Genomic DNA, 24,699 nt, shown 5'->3' with positions numbered 1-24,699 from the left:
GATCAGGCCCCTACAGGGGCCAATAAAAGGGAAGAAAAGAGGGGACTTCGGTAGATTTCACGGGATATATTTTAATTTTAGGATATTCTAAATTTTTCATTCTAACACCATTTCCAGATTTCCTTTTCCCGCCGGAACGATCGGCAGAACGTGTAATTTCGGATCTATCGGAACTACGACAAGTCCCGGACCCGGCTCCTTTAAGAACCGACCTAAATCGGAGAGGGTACGACCCTCTTCCCCCAAATCCAAACTCGGAATTCCCAGAGATTCGGCGACTCTCGCGGATTTCGACGGTCCCGAGTAGGAACTCCCGTAGAATCTTCCTTGGAAAAAAAGTTCCTGCTGTTGCCGAACAAGTCCGAGATGTCTGTTGTCGAAAACGAGAATTTTGACGTTCAGATCAGTCCCTGCCAGAGTATCCAGCTCCTGGACGTTCATCCAAAAGGATCCGTCTCCGGAAATGCAGAGCACATCGCGTTCCGGAAACTCCAAAGCGACGCCGATGGCCGCAGGCAAACCGAATCCCATAGTGCCCAACCCACCCGAAGTGATCCAAGTCTTGGGCTTTTCGAAAGGATAAAACTGAGCTGCCCACATTTGGTGCTGTCCCACGTCCGTCGTCAGTATGGCCGTCGGTCCCAATGCATCCGCACAAGTCTTCAAAACGACATCAGGCAAATAACCGGACCCCTTCGAGAACGAAGGAAGAGGAAAGAGTCTCTTCCACGAAGCGACCAAGCTATTCCAAGAATCCCGTTTCCGCTCCGGCAATTCCGCCGCCGACACCAGGAAATTCCGAAGGTCCTCCAAAAAGAACAGATCCGGTTCTCTTAATTTCCCGATCTCTCTAGGATCGATGTCCACATGTACCACCTTCGCATTCGGACAGAAAGTTTCCAATTTTCCGGTAGCGCGATCGTCGAATCTCACCCCGAAAGCCAAAAGCAGATCCGACTCTTCCAGGGCGATGTTCGTATACGGAGCCCCGTGCATGCCCAGCATCCCTAAAGAAAGACGGTGTTTTCGAGGAAAGCAATCCATCCCCATAAGAGTTGTAGCGACAGGAATGTCCTGCCTTTCCGCAAATCTGCCCAAGAGGTCTTCGGCTCCCGAAAGTCTTACACCTCCGCCCGCGTACAGAATAGGTCGTTTCGCATTCTCCAATAAGCGACAAAAGGATTCGAATTTCTCCTCCGAAGCGGACGAAAGCCTCGGACTCTCGGGTTCTCTACGGGAATTCCATAGTTCCTCGGTTTCCGTCCAGTCTCCGTGAAACGTGGAAAGCTGTACGTCTTTGGGAATATCGATCCAAACCGGTCCGGGCCTCCCGTGTTCCGCGATACGAAACGCTTCGTCCAAAACTAGAGCCAGTTCGCTCGTGGAACGCACCAGATAGGTCTTTTTGGTGATAGGCTTGGACAAGGAGTACGTATCTATTTCCTGAAAGGCGTCGGTTCCCATCAAAGACTGAGGGACCTGCCCCGTGATCGCAATCAAAGGAACCGAATCGCATTTGGCATCCGCTACGGCAGTCAACAAATTCGTGACTCCCGGCCCCGAGGAAGCGATGCATACCGCGGCTTTTCCTGTGATTCTTGCGCTCCCTAACGCGACAAAGCCGGCTCCTTGCTCGTGCCTAGCCAATACGTGTTCGATTCCGCTCTCGTACAGCGCGTCGTAAATCGGAAGATTGGCCCCTCCCGGAATCCCGACCACACGCTTTACGTTTTTGTGTAATAGAAAGCGGACGAGCAGTTCTGCACCGTTCGCAGGTCGGTCGGAGGTTCTGAATTCTTCTCGTTTCGTTTCGGTCGTCCTTGTTTTCATCGTGTCCTCAAATCCTGGAATAAAATAAAAAAGCCCCCCAGGGCTTTAGCCGAGGGGGGCTTTTTCGAAGATTACTGCTTGCGAATGGATCCCTACGGCGTAAAGCCCTGCCCTGGTAGCATTTCCACTACCACCGTCCAGAGGACCACCCAAAGGGTTAAGCTAGACTGTTGTCCGAAGTTCATCATCTTTCGTTGATATGGTCGTACTTTCGACCTGGACCTATTCCAATCAATTGATTCTAAAAATGCAAGAACTTTTTGCTGCAAGAACCTTACTATTTAAAATATGTCCTCAGACACCGGCACTTCTTCCCGAGTACCGAAGTCTAATCAGCTAAGGAAAAAACTTATGGCAAACGTCACACTGAAAGGAAACCCGGTCCCGCTGGAAGGATCTTTGGCAAAGGTAGGAGATAAGGCTCCGGATTTCGTCGGAATCGGAAAGGACTTAAGTCCGAAAAGCCTCAAGGATTTCGGCAAAAAAGTGAAAATCCTGGTAGGCGTTCCTAGCCTCGATACTTCCGTCTGCGCTCTGGAAACGAAAAAGTTCCACGAAAGGGCTGCAAAAATGGACGGGATCGTTACGGTCGTCGTTTCGGGAGATCTTCCCTTTGCGATGAATCGATTCTGCACTACGGAGGGAATCGAATCCCCGAATTTGGTCACTCTTTCCCAATTCCGAGACTTTTCCTTTTCTAAGGCCTACGGGACGCATATCGCCGACGGCGGCCTGAAAGGTCTTTCGGCCCGGGCAGTCTTCGTAGTGGATCAGAACGACACTGTCCGTTATGCGGAATTGGTTCCCGAAATAGCAAGCGAACCCAATTATGAGGCGGCAATTTCGGAAGCTAAGAAGCTACTGTAAATTCCCTTTCCCGTCGCCCTTAGCGTACGGAAAATAAAAAAGCCCGCCTTCCGTTTCCGGAAGGGGGCCGTTTCTTCGATGAACGTTTCCGCTTAAACGAAGAATTTTTTGGTGAGCTGGATCATTCTATCCACGAAGCCGGTATAGGGCGGATAGAGCATTTCTATGGAAGCGAGAGGAGCCTGTTTGAATACGGACTTCTCGTGGGAGAACGTCTTAAATCCCCACCATCCGTGATAACTCCCGTGTCCCGAATGGTTGATTCCGCCGAAAGGAAGGTGCGGATTGACGAGGTGAACGATCACTTCGTTGATCGCAGCTCCCCCGGAAGAGGTCTCCTTGAGCACTTTGGAAATCGCTTTATTATTTTTTCCGAATACGTACAGAGCCAAGGGCTTCGGCCTGGAAATCACTTTTCCGATAGCGTCGTCCAAAGTCTTGTATGTGAGGATTGGCATGACCGGCCCGAAAATTTCGTCCTCCATGATACGGGAGTTCTCGGGAACATCCGTGAGCAAGGTCGGAGAAATATAATTCTGAGCGGAATCCGTTTCTCCTCCCATGGCCAATTTCGCCCCTTTTTCCACCGCTTCATGAATGTATCCGGATACCCTTTGGAAATTCCGTTGGTTCACTAGGCGGCAATAGTCCTGGTTCTGTTTGATGGAATCTTCGCCCTTGCCGTAAAAATCCGAGACGATCTCCTTCGCATATTTTACGAATTCGTCCGCCTTACCTTCCGGAAGAAGAAGATAATCCGGTGCAACGCAAGTCTGCCCGGCGTTCATGATCTTTCCCCACATGAGTTTCTTGGCGGCTTTCTTTAAATCCGCTCCCGGCACGATGATCGCCGGAGATTTGCCGCCGAGTTCTAAGGTGACGGTGGAAAGGTGTTTTGCGGCCGCAGCCATCACGATCTTACCCACGTGAGTACTACCCGTAAAGAAGATATGATCGAAAGGGAGATCCATCAGAGCGGTAGAAACGGTGTGGTCACCTTCGAAAACCGCAACTTCGGTTTCAGGAAAGGTTTCCTTTACGAGCCTTACCAGCACTTTAGAGGTTTCAGGAGTGAATTCGGAAGGTTTTAGGATCGCCGTGTTTCCGGCCGCAATGGCCGCTACCAAGGGAGCGAGAGCCAAATAAAAAGGATAATTCCAAGGAGAGATGACCAAGGTCACTCCTTTCGGCTCATAGATCACTTTGCTAGTGGCTCCGAAAAGGGATACGGGAGTTTTTACACGAATCGGTCTCATCCAAGTTTTTACGTTTCGGATCGCATCATTCAACTCGCCGATGGTGGGCATAATTTCCGTAAGGTCCGTCTCGTGCGGAGCTTTTCGGAAATCCTTCTGCAGGGCTTCTTTGATTTCCGGAGTCAATCTTTCCACGGAAGCCTTCAACTTCTTCAGCCTTTGGATTCTGTCCTTCGGCTTGGTCAGCTTCAGAACCTGGTGAAAATGCTTCTTTTGAAGTTGGAAAATTCTTTCCATTTCCTTCGGATCGGAGGTGGGAAACGATGCGGTACCGGTTACCGGCGGCGCAGTGGCTGGGCGGGTTGCTGTGGTCGACATGAAAAGCGCTCCTTGGGTCAGGGTGGTCCCGTCTATTTTGGGTACGAGTCGAGGGACCAGGGTATTATAGAACCAAATTCCGGAAGAAGAAGCAACCTTTTTATTGAATGATCATTCCGTAAGGAAAAATCAGAAGATTCCACATACCAAACATCGTTCGATATGGTTTCTGAAAAAAATGTCCTAAATTCAGGTCGGAGATTCCCCGAAGGCAAAGGGAAATGAGGAATCGGAATTTTCTTGTGCAAGGCACTAATATTTTGTCTCAAAACCCGTGGAATACGAGTATTTTCTTCGTATAATTCGCTTAGCAACGAATTACTTTTAACATAATCCGTGACGCTAAATCTTGACAAAGAACGAAACCGTTTTCCAGAGTTATAATATATGAGCCAGGGAAAAACCCTAGAATTATTTCATCACACCGATTACGGCATCTTCAGCAATCTCAAGGATTTAAATCAGCCGATCGAGGAAAATCTTCCGTTTCATTTTAAGTTCCACAATTTAACAGAAAACGTAAATAACGTTCTTTCCCGCACCTTGGACAGATACCTATTGCACCTGGACATCATATATGTACGGGACTCCGTGTTGGCGGCCCTAAAGGAGACCGTCACGAATACGATCAAAGCGAACGTCAAAAGAATCTACTTCCGCGAACTACAAGCGGACATCCAAAATCCGCTGGTTTACAAAAATAAAATTACCGGATTCAAAAAATCCTATCTGGACAACAAGGAAAAGTACGAGGACCTACTCTTCAAAAACAACTATGTGGTGTTGGTTTCCTTCATCCATAACAAAGACGCCATCCGTATCCGCGTTATGAACAACGTGAAATTGAGCCCCGAAGAGGTGGACAGGATCAACCAAAGGATAGAAAAGGCGAAGTCTTATAACGATCTCGCGGAAGCTTTTATGGAAAAGGGGGACGAGACTGAGGGAGCAGGATTGGGTTTGATCATGACCCTCATGATGTTGAAGAACGACGGATTGGGCGGCAGTTCGTATCGTGTGGAAAGTCAGGGCAACAATACTTCCGTAATCATAGATATTCCGATCCGGATCCAAAAGGAAAACATCCAGCTCCAAAAAACGGAAGAAATCATCGGACAAGTGGACCAACTTCCGACATTTCCGAAGGCGATCCAAGACATCCAAACCACGATCGATAAGCCGAATTCCAGCATCGCTCAAATTGCGGAGATGATTAAGAGGGACGTGGCGCTTTCGGCAAACATACTCAAGCTCGCAAATTCCGCCGCCTTCCGTAGAGGTGGAAAGGTGGAGTCCTTGGATAGAGCCATCCAGTTGATCGGCCTGAAGGAATTGCAGGCGCTCCTGTATTCCTTGGGAACGAAACAGATTCTGGAGGAGAAATTTCCCGCTTTCCTCGCTATCTGGGAGAAATCCAACCAATGCGCTTATTACTGTAAATTAATTGCGCAACGTATGGGCATGCAGAAAGACACGGTCAGCAATCTGATGTCGGCCGCATTGCTGCACGATATCGGAGAGATCATTCTGCTTTCCCTCGAATCAGGAAAGATGAGTAAAATCCAGAACTATTCCGCATCCAAAGAGATCGCATCGGCGATTTCGTTGGAGGAAGCCGCCTTCGGAATCACCCACACGAAGATCGGCGCCTTGATCGCCGAAAAATGGAATTTCCCCGAATTGTATTCCAAGACCATGGAATACCACCACCGTCCTTTGTTGGTGGATGAACAGTACAAAGAAATCATATTCCCGATTTATCTCGCGGACACGATGATCAAGATCAATAACGAAGAGGCAAAGTATTCCGAAATCCCGGAAGAAGTCCTTAAGTTCTGTAAATTCTTTACGTCGGGAGACTTCCATTCCTTCCGAACCAAGTCCTTGGAAAGTTTTGAAGCGTCGTCATAAATCGTACGACGGATCCCTTAGAGATATTCTAATCTATAAAATATTTCCAATCGGTGCCATTAAGTCGGCACTTATGTGAGAGAGAATTCGGATTCGTCTTGGTCCGAAAGAATCGGAAAATTATACCTTCTGGCATATTGTCAGTCCGCACTCCAATAACGATAATGAAGTCGTTTTGGGATTTCATTCAATGGCCGACTTCAAAAATACATCTGCCCTCGTCTGGTTGCTTTCGGGGATTCTATCTCTCGCGGGATGTACTTCTTCTCAGGATCCGAATTACGCTTGGCTTGCAAGTCTTGCGCAAGGCGGAACTCCAGCTCCGGCACCTACCGGTACGACCGATTTCAATGTGTCGGTCCAGGATACCTCCGCTCCCGTCGATTTCGCATTCGACACGACTCGAACTTTGAACGTTAACGTTCAAGTGATAGACCCGGTAGCGCCGGTCAACGGAAGTCTAGTACAGCTCACGATTCCTTCCGCTACTCCCGGTGCGGCGAATTATCGATCCGTGTTTACTGCGTACACGAATACAAGCGGACAAGTTACGGGGAGTTTTACCGTGGATGGGGACACGAAAACGGTTCACATGCAGGTGCAGGCTTACGGAAAATTTTACGATGTGGATATCAATATCGCCCAGGTGTCCGTCATAGATCGCAGGATTTCCATTTCCTTTACCGCGGTGGAAACCTTATTGATAGATACCGATGGAGACGGCGTACCCGACGTGAATGACGCTTATCCCACCGACCCGACACGTGCTTTTATCGTGCGAATTCCCGCCGAAAACTACTATTCGATCGCTTTCGAGGATTTGTTTCCAAAAGAAGGGGATTCGGATTTCAACGATTATGTGGTCCGAGCCCATTTTGAAGAGGACCTGAACGCGCACGGTGGAGTCGCCAGAGTGCGCGGATATTTTACGCATGTGGCTAAAGGCGCGAGTTATAGCCATACGCTTCATTTCGGTCTACCTACTGCGGCAAACGTCGGCTCTTATACCCTGACTCAGCTCGGCTACGACGGCACTACAGTGGAACAGACGTTGACCGGAACCGGACCGACTCTGACGAATTTGCAGCTATTGGGAAACAGTTCCACCACCATACCCTCCTGGAATTCCAGAAAAACCGACACGTTCCAAATCGGAAAGACCGCCAATTTGGAAGTGATTTTGACTTCTCCGATTTCCACAACGGACTTGGGGGCGCCGCCTTTCGATACCTATCTGCATGTAATCAATACGAATAAGGAAATTCATGCTGCGGGAAAATATTTCGACGCGAACGGTGCCGATTTGTATAGGGATGGGACAGGATTCCCATGGTTTCTGCTCGTTCCGGGCAATTTCAAATGGCCCTACGAAACCGTAAATATCAGGATTTCCTATCCGCAATTCCAACCATGGTACCAATCTTTGGGTACCGCCGATCTGGACTGGTACAGAACTCCGAACACATCGGAAGTGTATCCTGTTCCCCAATAAAAAGGACTCCTAAAAGAGTATTAAGCATCCTTCGCCCCTTCCCTCATTTCGGCCGGGGGGAGGGATTTTTTTTCCTTTCCCACGGATCGGAGTAGCTTTAACGTGATCTACGTGACGAAGGGACTCCTCAAACCCAAAGATCTAAAGCGTCTCTCCATAGATCCGGACACAGAGCAGGCTTTAGTATACTTTCTTTCTCTAGTGGAAGAAATCTCCCCTATCGTCGCCTTGGATAAACATAATACCGTACGTTTTGCGAACGCATCGTTCCAAAAGGAATTCCGCATTCGACCCGTGATGATAGGCGCCGATCTATTTTCCATCCTGAAGCTGGATTCCAAAGAAGAAGAGAATCTGAAGGAAAACCTGAACAAATCCAGGCATACCAAATTGCAGAACCAGGAGTTTCGAAAGGGGAATAAATTCTACGGTTATACGGCGTTTCCGTTCGGCAATAGCATAGGGATGATCCTGAAGGACATCAGCCAGAACAAGAAACTGCAAAAGAAAGTCGCCAATCTGCATACGAAGGTTCTCGCCTCCCAGGAAGAGGAACGATCTCGATTGGCCAGGGAACTTCACGACGGAGTAGGACAATTGATCCTCGCCGCCAAACTTCATTTTCAAGCGTACCAAAAATCCGCAAAGGACCATGCCGACTCCTTCAAATCCGGTTTGAGCCTGATCGACAGGGCAAGTCAGGAATTGAGGGAAATTTATACCAACCTGCAACCGTCGGCGTTAAAAGAATTGGGTTTGGAGGCGGCTCTGACTTCCTTGACCACCGGAATCTTTCCTCTTCAGAAAATTAAAGTAAAGACCGAATTCAAAGTACCGGAAAAGATTCCGCAAATCGTTCAAAACCAGATATTCAGGATATTGCAGGAAATCTGCGCGAATATTTTAAAGCACGCCCAGGCCGATAAGGTGGAACTCCGTATCGTATCCGATAAGAATACTCTGGTGGTCACGACGAAGGACAACGGAAAAGGTTTCCGGGAGAAAGAGGCTCGTATCAAACCGACAGGTTTCGGACTGGAGAATATCCGACGCAGGGTGGAAGATCTGAACGGAACCTTGTTTCTGGAGTCGGCACCCGGTATAGGTACGACTTATGTGCTTCGAATTCCTCTAAAGCAACGTTCAAAGGAGAAAATATGAACTCTCAACCATCCACTTGCAGACTTTATCTCGTGGACGATCACGCGATACTCCGGGAAGGGCTCCGTCTGATCGTTTCCGGACAGGCGGATCTGGAGATCGTCGGCGAAAACGGAAGCGCAGAACAGGCGTTAGACGAGATCGGAAAACTGGAACCCGATATCGTGATTACGGACATTTCCATGCCCGGGGTGAGCGGGATAGATCTCGTAAAAGGAATCAAGCGCTATTATCCCAAAATTCAAGTCATCATTCTCTCCAGGCACGATAACGAGGAATACATCCAAAAATTGGTCGACCTGGGCATCAACGGTTACGTCTTAAAAGACGACGCCGGCGAGGACCTCCTAAGAGCCATCGACGCGGTAAGACGCAAAGAGACCTATCTCAGCCCTAGGATCGCGACTAGAGTAATCTCCGGATTGAACAAAAAGAAAAGCGGGGAACAATCGGAGGAAGGACCTTCCATATTCTCCGTACTTTCGGACCGGGAACGCCAAATCCTAAAACTGATTTCGGAAGGGAACTCCAACGAAAAAATCGGCAAGTTACTGCATATTTCCCCGGCCACAGTCAAAGTTCACCGGGCAAACATCATGAAAAAATTGGACCTGCACAAGGTCGCGGACCTCGTGGTTTACGCCATCCGGGCCGGAATCGTGGAGAGCTAAAGCCTCACGCAGAGCAAAGCCTGGGCAGTGTTGCAGTTGTTTGCGAACGTATTGTTAAACGCATTCATACTCGTCACCCCCGGGCTTCCGTAATCGCCCGTGTTCGCAAACGTTCCGTCCGTCCAGTTCAGGCAAGTGCTTCCCGTAGTCCACGTTGCGGAAAGCCCCGTCCAATATGCGGTGGATCCTGGCAATGCCTGAGCCAACGGAATGCCAGGAAGAGCGCCGGCAGTGGTGGTAAAAACGGGACTAGGATTCGGATAATTCAGATAATAGGTTGTCGAGGACTTTAAGGGCCACCCTGCCCCTCCGGCAACCCTCCCCGTTCCCACCAAGAGAGCATTGTATTCCGAACCCAAACCGGGCAGACTCGCAGCGCTAGCGCTCTTGGCCGTTGAGCAAATCGAATCCGCTCCGGCGACTCCGCCCAAACTCCCGAGCGATGTGGAAGAGGTCACGAATACGTACTTGTAGGAAAGCTGGGGATTCGAGGAACCGCTCTGCAACAAACTTAAGAGCAAATAGGATTCCCCCTCCGGAAACGGTTTGGAGCAGAAGGTAAACGCACTTGTAATAGCGCATGCTAAAATGAAAAGACGAAGTTTTGCGAAAGTTTTTCCGATTCCGTTCATGGGACTACTTTAGAACCTCCAAGTATAATCTAACTCCCATTTGGTTGCAATTCCTTCTCTTACGACGGAGGTTAACGCGAAAGGAGTATCGGGTCGGACTTTTAGGGTTACCGTCTGATTCGGAGGAAGGCGGTTTTCGAACCAAAGGGAAAAGCTCACCGTCACGAGTGCCAATCCTCCTAAAACGAATTGGTTTCTCTGGTGCATATCGTATTGGGATTTGTGATGGGACCTTTCCTCCCAAAGATACGTTGCGACTAACGGAGAAGCCTGCATTCCCAGTATGCCGATGATCTTCGGATCGTTTTTCGGGTCGGAAGCAAGGCGATTTCCGGCTTCTCTTTCCGCGTTTCCTAGGAATGCCAGTGCCGCTAACCCTCCCCAGACGGACATCGCTTTCAACTTCTCCCCGTTTCGGTAAAACCCCCATCCCGGTATGAAGACCCGAGAGGAAACCTTGGGCTTGGAAGCCGCTTCTTTTTCCGCCAAAGCGATCTCCTTAGGTCTATCCTGTTCCACTTTAAATCCCGTCCAGGGAGTAAAAGCGGAGGGTTTTCCGAAACGATTCAAAGCGGCTATCCTATACTCGTAGGATCCGGATTCCAATCTGAATTCGATCTCGTTTTCCTGGACTTTCTTTTCGAGAATCGTGGTTTGCGGAGGTGCGGCGCCTCGGACTTCCACGATGTATCCCCGACTTCCTTTCACTTCCTTCCATTCTATGTAATAAATAAAACTCCGACCTTCCGCAAAAACTCCGAAAAAAGGAACGATAAATATTAGAATATACTGAAATACTTTCAGATGGCTTCGAAGAATCGATTTGACGGCCGGACTTTGCATTCGTTCTCTTTAAGGACGGGCGCCGCTTGCTTTGGTTTCCGGAGCTTCCAAATTTTCGCGGAGTTGTATTTTAAATTCCGCTTCCGATCCGAAGGTAGGATCGCTTTCGGATCGCACGGACCAGAAAAAGGTTCCGATATCCAATTTTTCTAGATCGCGGAAGGAAAAACGGTCCCCTTTTACGCTTCGCTCATAAACCAATTCTTCTTTCCCGGACTTGCGTACATATAGACGAAATTTCCATTCCGGATGTTTTGCCGAATCCTTGCTCTTCCATCGGAAAAGAAGACTTTCCCTTCCTGTCATGTCCACCACGGAACCGTTTTTAGGAAATTCGAGGGAGACGGAATCCGCCTCCAGCACTTTGGGCCGGACCTCCGAAATCTCGACCGACTTTGCGGATTTGGGTTCCACAGGTCCGACTACGGAAAATCTACGCACTTCCGAAAACGCATCCGTACCCGGTAGGTTCGTATAAGAAACCACTCTCCAATAGTATGTGCCTGGTTCCAGAGTCAGGGAGAAATTCGTCCGAAATACCTGGGATTCCAGCGCATCCGAAAAATTCGATTCCTTGGAAATTTGGAGTTTGTAAGCGCTGGCGATTTTCTGCTTCACCCAAGTAAAGGATACCGTCCGATCCTCCTGCATACTTTCCTTCTTCGGATAGGAAAGTTCCGGAGGAGGATTGGAAACGACTCGGAACTTGCGAACTTCGGAAGTCCGCTGACTGTCGCCAGAACGGATCCTCCAAAAATAAATCCCTTCCCGAAACTTACGACGATAGATTTTATCGGAAACGGGAACCGATTCCAGCGTTTTGTGAAAATCCCGGGTGGAAGAAAGTTCCCATACCCCGTCGGTCCCTCCGTCCCAACGGAATTCTACGGATTGCTCGTTTTCCTGCGGAAAGAAGCGATAGGATTCCTCCGGTAATGAGAGGATCCAATTCTTATTCGTCTTGGATCCGTTCAACGCCTCCTCTCCCTCGGAAACGGTGGTTTTGGAAACTCCCCCCTCTCTCCAAGCGACTTCTCCTTTTCTTACATTCAAGGAAAATCCATCCGGCGATTTACTGATCTGAAATTCGGAATCCGCTTTGGCTTCGAAATCCTCTTTTCCCGAAACTACGGAGAGGATTTTTCTACTTTGGATGAACAGCGTGCCTTCCCCCAATTCGAGGGTCTCCCGATTTTCCTTTAACTGCAATACCACCATGGATTGGGGGTCCAGTTCGATCTGAGTACCCGAATTCAGAAACACTACGGCTTCGGAAGCCTCGTCCGTTCGGACGGAATCCCTATCGAATACGGACATTCCTTGGTCCAGATCCTCCCATAGCATTCGGTCGGGAAATTTCCGTTGCGCCGTCCTATAACGAAAGGATACGTTCCCCAAGGCCTCCTTTTGTGAACCGCTCCGAATCTTGGATTCGCGGTACAGCAAGAACAACGAACCGGTAAAAACGAAGATGCAAAGGACACCGACCTGGATTTCGCGGACATAGGATCTCCAAGAAACCATCGGATTACGCCAAAGCCTTGGATGGTCCCTTCGGTGCGGGAATTCCGCAGAGCCTGCGGACCTCTTCCAAACTCTTGGGGCAATCCGGATCCTCTTTCCAACCGAGAACCGCGTACAGATACTGGGGTTCCTCTTTTCCTCGGATCCATACCGGAGGAAGAGTTTCGAAATGATAATGGTCTTTTACCTGTTCGTACGAGGACGCGGAAATCAGTATGTCCGTACCGAAATCCTTGGTCAGGTATTCGATCCTCGAGGCGAGATTCACGGCGTCTCCGATGACGGTAAATTCGAATTTCTTTTCGGAACCGATCTGACCGACGACCACCGGGCCGGTGTTGATTCCGCAACCGAATCTAGCCTTGGGACGTCCTATTTTTTCCCCGACTCTGTTGAATTCCAGAAGCGCATTACGCATCAGCAGGCCGGTGTTCACGGCGTTTCGGGTGTCGTGACCGTCCGAATACAGGGCTCCCCAATGCGCCATGATCGCGTCGCCGATGAACTTATCCACGATTCCTTCCGTGAGATAGATACATTCCACCATTTCGGTGAAGTACGCGTTCAGAAATTCCACCACCTCGCTCGGCTTCATTTTTTCGGACATACCCGTAAAATTGCGAAGATCGGAAAAGAAGACGGCGACTTCTTTGGTTTCTCCTCCCAAGGAGACTTCTCCCGCGAGGGCCCGTTCCGCGATCGCTTCATTTACGAACTTACCGAAGGTATCCTTGATTTTTTCCCTTTCCTCCAATCCGCGGGCCATCCTAAGGAAGGAATTCGTCAATACCCCGACCTCGTCTCTGGTAACGGGGCTGATCGTAACCCTATAATTCCCTCTCTCGATCTGCCTAGTTGCGCTTAATAGATTTATAATGGGTACGGTCAGGGTTCTGGAAAAAAGAAATACCACCAGGAACGCCAAAGATAGGACGCATAACAGAATGTACAAGTTTTGTCTCCGGATCTTGTATACCGCTTCGAAGGCTTTCTCCGCCTCGATCGAGGAGACTACAGCCAGGTTTCCCTCCTCCAACTGTTGGAAGGAACCTAGAATTTCCTTACCGTCGAAATTAACGGTTCTCGAACCGTTATCCGTAGGATTGCGTAAAAGAAATTGCACGAGAGGATTTTTGGAGTAGTCCCTGGAAGACATCGCTTCCGTCTCGTCGGTATGCGCCACCAATTTTCCCTGCGAATCGACGATCCAAATATTGAAAAGATCCGTCTGCAAAGCGGACCGGGCGGACTCCCACAAGTCGTTCGGAGAAAGCAGAAAAAAACTGGCTTCCTTACCTCCTTTTTTGCCCTCCGAAAAAAGAGCGAGGGGAAATCCGAATCTCGGACTCAGGTTCGAGACTTGCAGAATTCCGGATTCGGACAAGACCAATCTCGTTCTTTCCTCTTTGCTAAGAGAATTCCATTTTTCTAAAATGATCGACTCGTCCAACCTGAATTCCTTCAGGAATCTCGGATTCAGAAACAGTCGAACATCTTCTCCGGACATTCTTCCCCACGCGAGAACCCGAGGGGAAGAATTGAAATAAGCCTCCAAAAACCCCGGCCCTTGGGAATTTTTTACGGGTCCGGCCGACGGGTGCGAAATCGGAACTCTTTCATAAAATTCCGCCGTCTTACTGGAGAGTTCCCGGATTCGTAAGCCCACCTGTAAACCCGTCAATCTAGCCAAACTCAGGTTATATTCCTGGATCAGAGAAACCGTATAATTCCGAAAAAGGGAGGTCGCCAAGTAGATCATCAGACCCATGCTGAATACCACGATGACGGATACGATGGAGAGAAGTTTGACTCGGATCGTAATCCGAGAAGGACGGAAGGCCTCCCGCTCGGAGGCGTCTTTTCCTGATTTTCCGTAGCCGCCTCCGGAACTCGGTTTTATAACCCGCGGCTTCTTTGGCACGGGAGAAAACGGTTGAGTACGACGGTGCTCCTTCGGTTGGAAGCGGTCTTTTAAAACTCCCAGGATTTTTTCGGCCTCATCTAGGGAATACCAGACGAGAACCGAATTCTTCTTTCCCAAACCTCTCAGGTAGTGTTCCAGCTTTTCTTCGGAAGCGGTGCCGGATCTGAATTTGGATCCGTCCAAGGTCGTCAGAGAGACCCCTTCCGATCTTAGCGTCTGGAGCAACTTACGAAAAGCCGCGTTTTTTTTCCAAGAGGCAGCCTCGTTAGGGCTTCCCCAGAGTATGACTTCCCGGATCCCGTAGGAATGCACTTCCTCCAACCAAGGTTCTATCTCTTCCGATTCGGGAGTAAACCTTTGGGCGTAAAGGGAAAGTCCAGAATCCAAAGCATATTCAAGCACTTTCTTTTCTGCCTCCCCATCCTTGGGGTGGTGAGTTTCCCATACGGATTCCGTTTGTCATTCGAAAATCCTGTTTTTAAGAAAGGCAAAGAAGGTTTGCATCCTTCTAGTCCTGCCAAAAATGCCGTGGCTATGCCACATAATAGCATCCAGACGAGCCTTGCTTCCAATAAAACCCTTTCCGATATTCCGAGCGACCGCAGAATTCGTTTATGAAAGAAATTGAATGGCCTATCTTCCTGGAGTCTCACTGGATGATCGGATTGTCCGTCGCGATCATAGGAATCCTGTTCGGGTATATTTTCGGAGGCTTTCTCGTCCCAAAACTCCTGCAAGCTCTGACCGAAGTCAAGTTGGACAAAAAACACCCTTTATATCTGGCTTTACGTTCACTGATTCGTTATTCTTTCTTTTTTATCGGGCTGTACGTCGCCTTACACGCACTTTCCGTTCCTCCCCAATTCAAGCAGCACGCATTTCTGTACATGAAAGTCTTCGCGATCGTGGTTCTCAGCTTTTCTTTGGCCGAAGTGGCCGCAGGTTTCTTCGAACTTTTCTCCTCCAGAAACGGCGGATTACTTTCATCCGCCTCCATTTTGAGCAATATCCTTCGTGCGGCGATCCTATTACTGGGATGTCTGGCGATCTTACAAGCGTTCGGAATTTCCGTTGCTCCCGCCTTAACAGCGTTAGGTGTTGGAGGGTTGGCGGTTGCCCTGGGATTACAGGAAACTCTATCGAATCTTTTTGCAGGACTGGAAATACTTTTAGGAAAGAAAGTAAAAGTCGGGGATTTTATTTCCCTCGAAACGGGCGAAGAAGGATACATAGAGGATATCAATTGGAGAAGTACGTCCCTCCGCAAATTGAACGGAAGCACGGTCATAGTTCCGAATTCGAAGATGTCCAAGACGACGTTTACCAATTACAAACTTCCCTCTTCCGTCATTTACGTGAACGTTCCTGTTTCCGTTTCCTATTCCAACGACTTGCCCAAAGTGGAAAAAATCTGCATAGAAACCGCGGAATCCGCCCTTCAGGCCGTCTACGGAAGCGCTCCCAAAAAGAAACCGTCGGTTCAATTCCAATCCCTTGGATCATCTAATATCGATTTGGCGGTGACCTTCGAATTGAAAGAGATCACCGACCAATATTTATTGAAATCGGAATTCATAAAATCCTTGCACGCAAGATTCAAATCGGAAGGAATCGAATTTCCGACGGCGTCCCAGAACAAGCCTAAGTAAGACTTAGCCAGAGGGAACCGAAGAGAAAAACGAAAGATGTTTCCCTCGGATAAAAAAGACCTCTGGTTTTATACCCATGTGCTGAGCCTGGATATTTGCCTGGGAGTGGCGGGCTCTGGCGCTTACGCCGCGGCAGTGACCGGCGCAAAGATGAAATGGGCCTGGTGGCTTTTACTACCTTTAAGCGTCTGGGTGGTCTATACGGCGGACCACCTACTCGACGGTTGGAAGATAGGGACCGATTCGATCAATCCCAGACATTCCTTTCATCATAAACATGCAAAAATATTAATGTTTTTCGCCGGATTAGGAGTCGCCGTTTGCGGAACGGTTTCCCTTCTTTTTTTGAGAGAAATCGTTTTTATAGGCGGCCTAGTTTTGGCTCTCGCGGCATTAGGGCACCTTCTCCTTGCCGCCTGGGGCGGGATACGTATGGGCAAGGAATTTTCCGTGGCTTTTATCTACACCTTAGGAGTCTGGTTCGGGCCGATTGCGGTGGTAGGATTCCGCTCCTGGACTGTCCCTCTTCTGCTTTCGCTTTTTTTCGGCGGAACGGTCCTGAATCTGATCATGAATTCGTTGATGGAAGCGGAACTCGACGAGAAAGAAGGCCAATCCTATTTGTTGCGGATCTTTTCCCGGGAAAAAATCAGAGATTGGGTCCTTAGATTTTCCTTATTGGGAACGGTGTCTTCCGTTCTACTCGCAGGATGGACCAAGAGATTCGAGCCGAAAGAATCCGCAATCGCGTGTTTATTTGCGGCGGCACTCTGCGCGGTACCCGGAATCATTCTGCGCTTCTCCGATTTTTTTTCGGGCTCGCAAAGATACAGATTATTGGGGGAAGGAATCTATGTCTTGGGATTTCTTCCTTGGTTGATTCGCTGGTGATCCTCCGCTCTATGCGAAGGATCACCTTCTCGTCTTAAGGAGCGATATAAACGCTCGCGCCTTTTTCCAGAAATTCCTCCGACTTTTCCTTCATGCCCGCGGTGATCGCGGCTTCTTCGGAAATACCTTTTTCCTCGGCATATTTTCTGAGCTCCTGAGTCAGATGCATGGAGCAGAAATGCGGACCGCACATGGAACAGAAATGCGCCGTCTTCATCCGATCTTGAGGCAGGGTTTCGTCGTGGAACGACTGCGCCGTCTCCGGATCCAACGAAAGTGCAAACTGGTCCTCCCAGCGGAATTCAAAGCGCGCCTTACTTAACAAATCGTCTCTCTGCTTTGCACCAGGATGTCCCTTGGCGAGATCGGCCGCGTGAGCTGCGATTTTGTACGCGATCACCCCTTGTTTTACGTCCTCCTTGTCCGGAAGACCGAGGTGCTCTTTCGGAGTCACATAACATAACATAGCCGTTCCGTGCCAGCCAATGATCGCGGCGCCGATCGCGGACGTAATATGATCGTAGCCCGGCGCGATGTCCGTCACTAGAGGGCCTAAGGTGTAGAAAGGCGCTTCCTTGCAGATCTCCATCTGAAGGTCCACATTTTCCTTAATGAGATGCATCGGCACGTGTCCCGGCCCTTCTATCATCACTTGGATATCCTCTTCCCAAGCTTTTTGGGTCAATTCGCCTAACGTTCTCAATTCTCCGAATTGCGCCTCGTCGTTAGCGTCGGCTATGCTACCGGGACGCAACCCGTCACCCAGCGAAAAGGAGACCCCGTATTTTTTCATGACCTTGCAGATATCGTCGAATCTTTCGTACAGGAAATTCTCCTTATGGTGAGAAAGGCACCATTTGGCGATGATGGATCCTCCCCTAGAAACGATTCCCGTCGTTCTTTTCGCCGTCAAAGGAATGTATCTTAACAAGACTCCGGAATGGATCGTGAAATAATCCACTCCTTGCTCGGCCTGTTCCTCTAAGGTTTCCAAAAAGACCCCGATGTCGAGATTCTCAGCTTTACCCTTCACTTTCTCCAGAGCCTGGTAAATCGGCACGGTCCCTATGGGAACGGGAGAATTGCGCAGGATCCATTCCCTAGTTTCATGGATGTTTTTTCCCGTGGAAAGATCCATAACCGTATCCGCTCCCCAACGGACCGCCCATCTCAACTTTTCCACTTCTTCTTCGATAGAGGAGGACAACGCGGAATTTCCGATGTTCGCGTTGATTTTGACCAGAAAATTCCGGCCGATAATCATCGGTTCCAACTCGGGGTGTTTTTTATTGGAAGGTAGAATGGCCCGACCTCTTGCGATTTCGGAACGTACGAATTCGGGATCGAATCCTTCCCGAAGACCTACATATCTCATTTCTTCCGTAATCATTCCTCTTTTCGCATAGTACATTTGGGAATGGTTCGTGTCTTTCTCCCGGTTTCGAATCCAGGCTTCCCGTAATTTCGGAATGCCCGCATGAAATTCTCTGGGTTCTCTGGGATTGCCCCAAGGTCCTTCCGTCGTATATGCCTGGTATTTTGTTCCATCCGTTAAACGGATTTCCTTTCGGGGGATCTCGTATTTAGATGCGAATTCGTTTTGGATCGGGTCCATCATTGTCTCTCCGACCGATGGGGAAACGTGGATTCCGGTAGGAAAATCGGAGAAGGCGGCAAGAGTTTCCCGGGTTGACCCCGATCGAAACAGAAAAATGGAATATACCTATCGACGAAAACTTGCTGCTGCCGTCCGTTTTCCTTCGCAGGCATTATCCTGATCAGGTTCCGGGGACTCTCTCAGAGCCGCTAAAAGCGTCCCACCCCCAACGGTACCCTCCATGATGCGATTTTTTCACCCTCAGGCAAGGCTTTTTCCTTCGAAAAATAGAGCCAAACCTCAGGTAAAAGACAGAACCTGTTATGATCTTAAGCGAACGATCATTCAGTACCAAGAAGAAGAAAAGATTCCGGAATCATGTTTACCGAGCCGAGCCTTGTTGCGTCGCTCAAAAGCAGAGCGATAAGATTACCTAACCTATGTTCGAAATAAAGAAAATGAAAATAGGACTTTTTTACTCCCTTCAGATTATCTGTTTGACAGCCAGTCTAGCGCCCTTAGAGTCCTGTCCTATGTCTGGGCAAACAATAGACATAAAATGCCCAGACTTTACGACACTTCACGATACGAAAAGTTTAAGGAGCTATATAAAATGGTTCGTAACATTAGTAAAGCTATGCTTGTCTTTGCCGTACTTTTTTCGGCAGCTAGCGTAAGCGCAAAATCATATGTTTTCGGGAGCCTTGGTACTCAATTCGACCTAGGCCAACTCGGAGGCACAATCACAAAAGACGGTCTGGATGCATCTAGCTATTATGACGTTCAGTCTTCAACTGGAACGACTGGGGTTGCTCCTCGCCGGGCAATTATCCCTGAAAACCGCCTGATCACTCTGCAGCATACTACGAACGGACTCATCAGTGCGAAAACCGGAGGGGCCATGACCGGTGGCGTGATCTCTTTCGGATATGAAAAAGACTTTGGAAAAGCCTTTTTCTGGAGAGTTTCGGGTAACTATACCAGAAAGATAATGGGTGGGGATACGACTGCAAAATTTGCTGGATATGAATACTATAACATTCATTGGGATTATAATGCGGTTCAAATTCCCGTGAACGTTGGTATCAAACTTTCCGTTTCGGAAGACGCTTCCATCTACATCGGAGCGGGGATCCACTATTTCAAAGGTGGATGGAGCCTTGCGGGTAGTAACCACGCGGAAGATGTACACCAATACTTAGCGGCAACTCTCGGTCCGACGAACACGATTACCAATTTAGTAGCGGACGGAACCAGCCCGCAAGCGAACTGGGAAAACACTCGTTTCAGCGTAGCCGGATTTGCTCCGAACTGGTTGATTGGAGCGCAAGCGAGACTTACGGACAAAGGGCACTTCTTTATGGAAGCTGAAACCCTTTACTCCTTCCAATACGGAGTAGGACATACTCGTTCCTTGGGCGGTATCATCAGCTTAGCTCCGACTCCGGCCTATCCGATCGTATTGGGCGGAACGCAATACCGCTTTGGATACAAAGTCGAGCTGTAATCTCCTAGCTTCGATCGTTTTTAAAAAGGCTCCTCAGGGAGCCTTTTTTATTCCTCGTCGCCGAAATTTTTTCCTTTTCCGGTCAAGGGCACGAACTGCACCGGAATTCGATGGGATTCCTTCCATAAATCATTCCGTTTTTTTAATGTAATCAGGAACTGAATTCCCTTTTTTTGCAATATGGGAAGCACTGCTATCCCCTCTTCCGCCAAACAAAGAAAGAAAGGATGCTCTCTTCCCGGGACTGCCGGCAGACAGGCGGAAGATACGAGACGAACATATCGATTTTTCCTTCCCGCAAATTCGAAAGCGTCTCCGCAAAAAAGGATCCGATTTTTCGTCCGATTCGATTTCCAAATTTCCAAGGTTTCTCTTGCACGACGATGCAATTCGGGCACGATCTCGACGGAGACGAGATCCGCTCCCAACTCCAACAGGAGAGCCGTAAGGTACCCCGAACCGGTTCCCACTTCCAGCACGCGATCTCCGCGTGACAAGGAAAGTTGTTCCAGAATATAGGCCACGATATAAGGCTGTGAGATGGTCTGACCGAAGCCGATCGGAACGGCTTTATCCAGATAGGAGAGAGTCCTTTTTTCCGGAGGTAGAAAAAGATGACGAGGAACGGATCGCATCACTCGAAGTACCTCCTCATCCGAGATTCCTCTGGAAAGAATTTGGTTTCGGACCATTTCTTCCCTTGCAGCGATCGTACCGGGAGACTCGAAGAGAGGCGGTGGTCCGAAACTTGGATTTTCCATTGACAGCTAGCCTCTATTTCTTACCTTGGCAGTGGGTTCGGCTCTGTAGCTCAGTCGGTAGAGCAGAGGACTGAAAATCCTTGTGTCGGCAGTTCGATTCTGCCCGGAGCCAAAACCTAATGCTGTTCCTTTTTCCGTTCCTCTCCCAATTTCCATAATTCCGAAAATACGACTTCTTCCACCGACTTACAAAGCTCCGGTTTATAAAGCTTCTTTACGGGAGGCTTGGGATAGACGTGCACTTCGTCCGTATCCGGAATGTATGTTAACATTCTCTGGATCTGATCGTTTCCTTCTATTTCGTACATCGTGTACGACATCCCTTTGGAAGGGATGATCTGGGAAGTTTCCAAATATTTCATCTTTGTCCTCGAATCGTTTCTTCTGTCGGTCGCTCCGACTTCGGGAGGAAACTCGGGAACACCGCCGTAAGATCGGAATCGCAGCTTGTTTTCCGGTTTCGCTAACAAGAATACCGAACGCTACCCTGCATTCTACAATATTCCTTGCCTTTGGATCTCATAATTTCCCCCTCTTTTTTGCTTGTACTCCTTTGCTTCCTATGGATAAGGTCTTCTATGTCGCAAATTCAGGAAAGAGGAGATCACGCTTTCCTGGTAGGAATCACGGGGATGATCGGAGGGGGAAAGTCCACAGCGACGAAAATTCTCGAGGAATTGGGAGCCTTTCGGATCAGCGCGGACGAAATCGCGCGAAAATACACGGATCCGGACAGCCCCATTGCCGACCGTCTCGTGGAAGTGTTGGGAACGGAAATTTTAGGGGATTCGGGCAAACCGGACAGAAAAAAAATCGCGAACCTTGTATTCGGAAATCGAGAAAAACTAGAAGAGCTAAACCGACTCGTGCACCCTCTGATCCGGGAGGAGTTCCGTAAAATTCTGAAAGAAAAGGCGGGAGGAAGAATGGTGGCTTGGGAAGTACCTCTTTTGTTCGAAACCGACTCCTACCTCCTATGCGACTCGACCGTTTGCGTGATTTCCGACCCGACGACCTCTCTACTCCGGGCGGCTGCACGGGACGGAATCTCCCTCGAAGAGGCGGAAATGCGCGCAAAAAACCAACTGGCTCTCGAGGAAAAAGCGAAACGGGCCGATTATGTCATTAGGAATATAGGGAACCTCGAGGATCTACGACAGGAATGCGTTAAATTGTTCGCGGAATTAAAAGGCAGGATGAAATGAAGGAAAAAGTATTCTACGTAATCAATCTGGACAACAAGAGAATCGCACTCTTATCCATGTTCTTAATCGCACTTCTCTTTTCTTTTTTCTTCTTAGGAGTTTCTATCGGAAGAAAAAAAGGACATGTACAAGAAGATCTTTCTCTGAACCAGGGACTTGAACCTTCTTCTTCCGCAGTTCCGACCTCGGTACAACCGACGCCGGTTGCATCCAACTCTATTACCTCGGGAAATCCTCCTAAGGAAGAAGAGATCAAATTCCGAAATCTTCCTCCGGGAACGGAAGTCGTAGATCTACGCGCGGAGACCGCATCCAAAAAAGAAGATCCCGCAAAACTAGCTCCGGAAGCTCCCAGCGAACCTCACAAAGAGAAAAAAATCGTCAAAAGAGAAAAGGATTCCAAAAAAGGCGGCGCTTCTTCCGTCGCACATAAATCTCCCCGCAAACACGAGGCGGGATTTTACGTCCAGGTAGCCGCCTTCAAAGGGAAAGAAAAAGCCGACGAATTAAAATCCTCTTTGGGCGGAAAGTCTTACGTAAAAAAAACGAAGAATGGTTATTATACGGTTCGGATGGGAAACTTTTCTTCCCGCGAAGAAGCTGACGGTTCGATGAAAAAACTTCCGTCTAACTTAAGAGGAAACGCTCTAATCACAAAGGAGTAAAAGAAAGGTTCCGAAGAATCTTTCTCGGGTCTTTTTTCTAATTGACCCGCGTGCTACGGGGGCCCAAGTGTTGCTAACAGAAATGGATCTGAAGGAACTCGAACCAGTTCGTCTCGCCGTAGTCAGATCCACGATCGTCCGCTTACGCGGTACTTATTCCGATCTTCTCACGACGATCAAAGGCTACGACGGAATCCCGCATTTTTTCGAGAACAATCTCTATGCGCCCGCAAATAAGGAAGAGCGGGATAACGCGTTGGAGAATCTTTACGAAAAATTAAAGACGGTCGCCGGCAAGGCAATGACCGACAACATACATCAGATCATTCTCCTGAATAAAATCACGGATTCCTTGGATTTCGACACGGCACGAATCGTATTGGACAATCATTTGTTGGAAGACGGAACTATCCGACAGGAATGTCTATACGCGGCGATGGGTGAAGTCGGAAGATACGACGATAGACGGGAACAGATCCGAATGGTGGGAGAAACGCTTCGCTTCTTTTTTTCCCTTTCCAAACTTCCTATGGTAAAGCTGATCATGGCTCCGATCAAAGTGGCCGCTTCCATGGTCGGGGCCACTTCTCTTGTGGATACGATGGAAGCGGGTTATAATCTATCGAGCAAGATCAAAGATCTGAATCCGTTTATAGAGGCCTTTCAGGATCGGGAAAATAGGCTGATCGCGAAGCTGGAAGACGGACAAAAATATTCTTCTACGGAAGGAATTTAACTCTCTCACCGCCGAAAACCTGCCCCTCCGGAAATCCGACGAGAATCCCTGTTGCCAACTTTGGCGTAGTCGATAAATCTTTGCTTCTACGACGAAGACGATTTCCAAGTTGGAGAAGAGAAGATGTTCATCGGTCATTACAGCGTTTCTTTTGCATTAAAAAAAGCGGAACCCGAAACGCCACTCTGGACCACCTTGATCGGCGTCCAATTCGTCGATATATTGTTCATGACTTTCATCCTCTTCGGTTGGGAGAAAGTGAGGTTCATCCCCGGATTCACCGAAACGAATCCTTACGAACTCTATTTCATGCCTTACACCCATAGCCTAGCGGCTACAATCGGCTGGAGTATATTTGTTTTCTTTGCGCTTAAGTATGTGATCCTTCAAAAGAAACCGTACGAAGAGAAAACGAAAAACAGGATTTCCTTGATCGTCGGACTTTCCGTTTTTTCACATTACTTTGCGGACCTCGCGATGCACACCCCCGACCTTCCGATCTTTCTGGACTCCGGTCCCAAGATCGGTCTAGGACTTTGGCATTATAAATGGTTCTCCATTTTCTTGGAGTCGGTGCTTACGATCTTAGGGTTGATTCTATATTTTCGCGCTACTTCTCCCGGAACGGATTTTGCGGGAAAATACGGAATGCAGATCTTCGCCGTTTTCCTTATCGTCTTGGCCGTTCTTACACCGTTTTTACCTCCGCCTCAAAGCATACCCGAATTTTCGTTCGAGGCGCTTTTCGGGTATTTCCTGATCGCGATCTTAGGCGGATGGTTGGACACAAAACGCATTGCTAAAAAGAAAGTTTAGGAAAATTGAATCTATGGAACCCCGTATCAGCATCGTCACTCTCGGAGTCTCCGACCTGGAGAAATCCGTTCGATTTTATCAGGACGGTCTCCAATGGCCTTTATCTAGCGCTAGCGAAGCTGCTATAGCTTTCTTCCGTACGGGTGGAATCGTTCTGGCTCTGTTTCCGAAAGAGGAATTGGCAAAGGACGCCGAAGTCTCCTCTAAAGGAAGCGGTTTTCACGGATTCACCTTAGCCCATAACGTCAGAAAGAAGGAAGATGTGGATGAAACTTTGGAATTCGTCCGAAAAGCGGGCGGAAAGATTCTGAAACCCGCTCACGACGCTTTTTGGGGAGGGCGTTCCGGTTACTTTGCGGATCCGGACGATTTTCTGTGGGAGGTCGCTTGGAATCCTCACTTTCCGATGAGAAAAGACGGAAGCATAGAATTGCCCGTTTGAA

The 24,699-nt window shown here is 48.7% G+C and carries 22 protein-coding genes, 1 tRNA gene and 1 riboswitch; of the genes, 14 read left to right on the top strand and 9 right to left on the bottom strand.

Translation table 11 applies throughout. The features are described 5' to 3' along the window. Window positions 1-96 precede the first annotated feature (96 nt). On the bottom strand, window positions 97-1,830 hold the full coding sequence (gene ilvB, locus EHO61_RS14770) for a biosynthetic-type acetolactate synthase large subunit (protein WP_135814336.1): 1,734 nt from the start codon (window positions 1,828-1,830) through the stop codon (window positions 97-99). Window positions 1,831-2,181: 351 nt separating this feature from the next. Between ilvB and tpx the strand changes: the two genes are divergently transcribed. Further along, on the top strand, window positions 2,182-2,697 hold the full coding sequence (gene tpx / locus EHO61_RS14765; protein WP_135814335.1) for a thiol peroxidase: 516 nt from the start codon (window positions 2,182-2,184) through the stop codon (window positions 2,695-2,697). A gap of 92 nt (window positions 2,698-2,789) precedes the next feature. On the opposite strand, the gene EHO61_RS14760 is transcribed toward tpx, so the two are convergent. Continuing rightward, on the bottom strand, window positions 2,790-4,271 hold the full coding sequence (locus tag EHO61_RS14760) for an aldehyde dehydrogenase family protein (RefSeq protein ID WP_135814334.1): 1,482 nt from the start codon (window positions 4,269-4,271) through the stop codon (window positions 2,790-2,792). Window positions 4,272-4,658: 387 nt separating this feature from the next. Between EHO61_RS14760 and EHO61_RS14755 the strand changes: the two genes are divergently transcribed. The 4 genes from EHO61_RS14755 to EHO61_RS14740 all read left to right on the top strand — a co-directional run bounded on the left by EHO61_RS14755 (window position 4,659) and on the right by EHO61_RS14740 (window position 9,506). Then, the gene (locus EHO61_RS14755; RefSeq protein WP_135814333.1) at window positions 4,659-6,182 is read left to right on the top strand and encodes an HDOD domain-containing protein; all 1,524 of its coding nucleotides are present in this window, start codon (window positions 4,659-4,661) and stop codon (window positions 6,180-6,182) included. 190 nt (window positions 6,183-6,372) lie between these two features. Then, entirely contained in the window at window positions 6,373-7,674 is a 1,302-nt protein-coding gene (locus EHO61_RS14750; RefSeq protein WP_135814332.1) for an LruC domain-containing protein, read from the top strand. A gap of 111 nt (window positions 7,675-7,785) precedes the next feature. Further along, on the top strand, window positions 7,786-8,835 hold the full coding sequence (locus EHO61_RS14745) for a sensor histidine kinase (protein WP_342776072.1): 1,050 nt from the start codon (window positions 7,786-7,788) through the stop codon (window positions 8,833-8,835). After that, window positions 8,832-9,506, top strand: coding sequence for a response regulator (locus tag EHO61_RS14740; RefSeq protein WP_135769159.1), 675 nt, complete (start codon window positions 8,832-8,834; stop codon window positions 9,504-9,506). Before EHO61_RS14745 ends, EHO61_RS14740 begins: the two co-directional genes overlap by 4 nt. Here the strand turns inward: EHO61_RS14740 and EHO61_RS14735 are convergent. The 4 genes from EHO61_RS14735 to EHO61_RS14720 are packed head-to-tail and all read right to left on the bottom strand — an operon-like array spanning window position 9,503 to window position 14,831. Further along, window positions 9,503-10,138, bottom strand: coding sequence for a DUF1554 domain-containing protein (locus EHO61_RS14735; protein WP_135814330.1), 636 nt, complete (start codon window positions 10,136-10,138; stop codon window positions 9,503-9,505). The genes EHO61_RS14740 and EHO61_RS14735 overlap by 4 nt on opposite strands. A 9-nt stretch (window positions 10,139-10,147) precedes the next feature. Beyond that, window positions 10,148-10,981 carry a fibronectin type III domain-containing protein gene (locus EHO61_RS14730; RefSeq protein WP_135814329.1) on the bottom strand — a complete coding sequence of 278 codons (834 nt, stop codon included), beginning with the start codon at window positions 10,979-10,981 and terminating at the stop codon, window positions 10,148-10,150. A gap of 9 nt (window positions 10,982-10,990) precedes the next feature. After that, the gene (locus EHO61_RS14725; protein WP_135814328.1) at window positions 10,991-12,505 is read right to left on the bottom strand and encodes a FecR domain-containing protein; all 1,515 of its coding nucleotides are present in this window, start codon (window positions 12,503-12,505) and stop codon (window positions 10,991-10,993) included. A 4-nt stretch (window positions 12,506-12,509) separates the two neighbouring features. After that, window positions 12,510-14,831: an adenylate/guanylate cyclase domain-containing protein gene (locus EHO61_RS14720; protein WP_135814327.1), complete on the bottom strand. Its 2,322-nt coding sequence runs from the start codon at window positions 14,829-14,831 to the stop codon at window positions 12,510-12,512. A gap of 212 nt (window positions 14,832-15,043) precedes the next feature. Here EHO61_RS14720 and EHO61_RS14715 point away from each other — a divergent pair, with 212 nt between their 5' ends. Both EHO61_RS14715 and EHO61_RS14710 read left to right on the top strand, forming a co-directional pair. Then, entirely contained in the window at window positions 15,044-16,078 is a 1,035-nt protein-coding gene (locus tag EHO61_RS14715; RefSeq protein WP_135814326.1) for a mechanosensitive ion channel family protein, read from the top strand. Between the two features lie 36 nt (window positions 16,079-16,114). Continuing rightward, window positions 16,115-16,969: an LA_0991 family prenyltransferase-like protein gene (locus tag EHO61_RS14710; RefSeq protein WP_135814325.1), complete on the top strand. Its 855-nt coding sequence runs from the start codon at window positions 16,115-16,117 to the stop codon at window positions 16,967-16,969. Window positions 16,970-17,003: 34 nt separating this feature from the next. Here EHO61_RS14710 and thiC read toward each other — a convergent pair whose 3' ends face one another. Continuing rightward, on the bottom strand, window positions 17,004-18,584 hold the full coding sequence (gene thiC, locus EHO61_RS14705) for a phosphomethylpyrimidine synthase ThiC (RefSeq protein ID WP_135814429.1): 1,581 nt from the start codon (window positions 18,582-18,584) through the stop codon (window positions 17,004-17,006). A gap of 123 nt (window positions 18,585-18,707) precedes the next feature. Then, a riboswitch (TPP riboswitch) is annotated at window positions 18,708-18,804 on the bottom strand. Between the two features lie 321 nt (window positions 18,805-19,125). Between thiC and EHO61_RS14700 the strand changes: the two genes are divergently transcribed. Next, window positions 19,126-20,073 carry a porin OmpL1 gene (locus EHO61_RS14700; protein WP_425460359.1) on the top strand — a complete coding sequence of 316 codons (948 nt, stop codon included), beginning with the start codon at window positions 19,126-19,128 and terminating at the stop codon, window positions 20,071-20,073. A gap of 47 nt (window positions 20,074-20,120) precedes the next feature. On the opposite strand, the gene EHO61_RS14695 is transcribed toward EHO61_RS14700, so the two are convergent. Further along, a complete protein-coding gene (locus EHO61_RS14695) occupies window positions 20,121-20,834 on the bottom strand; it encodes a protein-L-isoaspartate O-methyltransferase family protein (protein ID WP_135814324.1) in 714 nt (237 codons plus the stop codon). A gap of 39 nt (window positions 20,835-20,873) precedes the next feature. Here EHO61_RS14695 and EHO61_RS14690 point away from each other — a divergent pair. Beyond that, a tRNA-Phe gene (locus EHO61_RS14690) sits at window positions 20,874-20,946 on the top strand. A gap of 4 nt (window positions 20,947-20,950) precedes the next feature. Here EHO61_RS14690 and EHO61_RS14685 read toward each other — a convergent pair. Beyond that, window positions 20,951-21,196 carry a hypothetical protein gene (locus EHO61_RS14685; protein ID WP_135769167.1) on the bottom strand — a complete coding sequence of 82 codons (246 nt, stop codon included), beginning with the start codon at window positions 21,194-21,196 and terminating at the stop codon, window positions 20,951-20,953. 216 nt (window positions 21,197-21,412) lie between these two features. Here EHO61_RS14685 and coaE point away from each other — a divergent pair, with 216 nt between their 5' ends. The 5 genes from coaE to EHO61_RS14660 all read left to right on the top strand — a co-directional run bounded on the left by coaE (window position 21,413) and on the right by EHO61_RS14660 (window position 24,698). Next, window positions 21,413-22,039, top strand: coding sequence for a dephospho-CoA kinase (coaE, locus tag EHO61_RS14680; RefSeq protein ID WP_135814323.1), 627 nt, complete (start codon window positions 21,413-21,415; stop codon window positions 22,037-22,039). After that, a complete protein-coding gene (locus EHO61_RS14675; protein WP_135814322.1) occupies window positions 22,036-22,704 on the top strand; it encodes an SPOR domain-containing protein in 669 nt (222 codons plus the stop codon). The genes coaE and EHO61_RS14675 overlap by 4 nt, the downstream gene beginning before the upstream one ends. Window positions 22,705-22,786: 82 nt before the next feature. After that, window positions 22,787-23,440, top strand: coding sequence for an FFLEELY motif protein (locus EHO61_RS14670; protein WP_135814428.1), 654 nt, complete (start codon window positions 22,787-22,789; stop codon window positions 23,438-23,440). A 123-nt stretch (window positions 23,441-23,563) separates the two neighbouring features. Further along, window positions 23,564-24,256, top strand: a complete 693-nt coding sequence (locus EHO61_RS14665; protein ID WP_135814321.1) for a hypothetical protein — start codon at window positions 23,564-23,566, stop codon at window positions 24,254-24,256. Between the two features lie 13 nt (window positions 24,257-24,269). Beyond that, window positions 24,270-24,698, top strand: coding sequence for a VOC family protein (locus EHO61_RS14660; RefSeq protein WP_135814320.1), 429 nt, complete (start codon window positions 24,270-24,272; stop codon window positions 24,696-24,698). The last annotated feature ends 1 nt before the right edge of the window (window position 24,699 follow it).

Origin of the sequence: Leptospira fluminis, assembly GCF_004771275.1 — a bacterium.
Lineage (GTDB): Bacteria > Spirochaetota > Leptospiria > Leptospirales > Leptospiraceae > Leptospira_B > Leptospira_B fluminis.
This window is presented reverse-complemented; position numbering and strand designations above follow the sequence as displayed.